Source organism: Lentzea aerocolonigenes (assembly GCF_000955955.1).
Taxonomy (GTDB): domain Bacteria; phylum Actinomycetota; class Actinomycetes; order Mycobacteriales; family Pseudonocardiaceae; genus Lentzea; species Lentzea aerocolonigenes_A.
This window is the reverse complement of record NZ_JYJG01000417.1, coordinates 1-1502: the sequence shown is the minus strand read 5'-3', so window position 1 is coordinate 1502 and position 1502 is coordinate 1. Positions and strand designations below refer to the sequence as shown.

Genomic DNA, 1502 nt, shown 5'->3' with positions numbered 1-1502 from the left:
CGATGGCGATGCTCTTCGCGGGCGTGCCGGCCAGGGCGCGGGCGTGGGCGTTGGCGACGTAGTCCAGCTCCTCGACGGCACGCATGACCCGTTTGCGGGTGGCGGGTGAGGCAGGGTAGTCGCCGCTCAGGATGCGGGAGACGGTGGCGACGGACACCCCGGCCCGCTCCGCCACCTCGCGGATCGTGGACCGCCGCCGGCCGTCGGGGGAGTCGCTCGTCCGTCGCGTCATGGTCCACTGCCTTCCCGTCACCGCGGTACGACAGCATTGTTTCAGAAAACGGTTACTGGGCCATCTGCACCCCGGCCTCGATCCGCTCCCCGTCCGGGAGCCGCACGGTGACCTGGTCGCCGTCGACGGACACGCTGATCGACGTCCGCAGCGCGGCCGGGTCGACCCGGTCACCTGTGAGCACGACCAGCGAGACGTAGACGGCGCTTCCGCCGGGATGGCCGGGTGCGACCAGGTACGGCGTCGCGGAGCACACGCCGAATGCGTTGGCGTCCACGGCTTTCGCGACCGCGGCGGAGGCGAAACCGTGCAGGGCGACCACGACGCTGGTCAGCCCGTCCGGCCGGCCGGCCTCACCCCACCCGTCACCGGTGCGAACCGCGGGCGGGTGGTGATCCGCCAGTGCGTAGCCGCCGTCCCGCACTGTGCAGCCGGGCGGGGCGGTCACCCGGTGAACGCGTACCTCCCACGCTCCCCGCACGATCGAGGTCGTCGCCACCCGCACCGGGCCGTCCTCGTACGCCGACGCCGCGAACCGGTCACCGACGGCGATCGGCTCGATGTGCCTGCGCCGCGAGATGGTGCCGTCCGGCCCGATCACGGCGAGATGGCCGTCCACCGCCCGCACACGGGCGTCCTGGCTGGTCTCAGGTGCCGTGTGCGACGAGTACCCGAACCGCGTGTAGTGCGGGTCGTCGATGCCGTCGGCGGGCAGGTGGCGTGCCCGGTCGCTGCCGTGGTTGACCACGCGCACCACCCCGTCGTCGCGGGTGGCGTGCAGCAGCCAGCCGGGGCCCGGCATGGCGACCACCTGATCGCCGTCGTCGAGCGGCGCGGCGCTCTCCTGCACCGTCCACACAGGATGGTCGGCGGGCAGCAGCAGTCCGAGGAACGCCTTGCTCGCCCAGTACGGTGAGGCCGGGCCGGAATAGGGCTGGGTGCTCGGCAGGAAGCGGTCGTACCAGCCGAGGCCGAGCAGGCCGCGCTCGTCCGGCACCCCGCGTTCGACGAAGTGCCGCAGCACACCGCTCGCGATCCGCCGGGTCCTGCCGGTGGGCAGCGGCGTCGCGTCCAGCAGTTCGCCCAGCCACAGGGGCGCGACAGTGGCGAACCGGTAGCACAGCGACCGTCCCTGATGCACCGGTGCGCCGTCGGCGGCGAACATGTGCTGGTACTGCTCGAGAAACGCGCGCAGCCGCTCGCGGTACACCTCCGCCCGCCGCCGGTCACCCGACATCCTGGTGCACAGCAACGGGTACAGGTGCAGGGC

Annotated in this window: 2 protein-coding genes; both read right to left on the bottom strand. The window is 72.6% G+C overall.

Going from position 1 to position 1502, the window contains the following annotated elements; translation table 11 throughout:
* The coding region (locus UK23_RS41530) for a LacI family DNA-binding transcriptional regulator (RefSeq protein ID WP_045317308.1) at window positions 1-232 on the bottom strand (232 nt) is incomplete at its 3' end.
* Between the two features lie 52 nt (window positions 233-284).
* Window positions 285-1502, bottom strand: a 1218-nt coding sequence (locus UK23_RS41525; RefSeq protein ID WP_045317307.1) for a DUF2264 domain-containing protein, incomplete at its 5' end; no start/stop codon positions are given.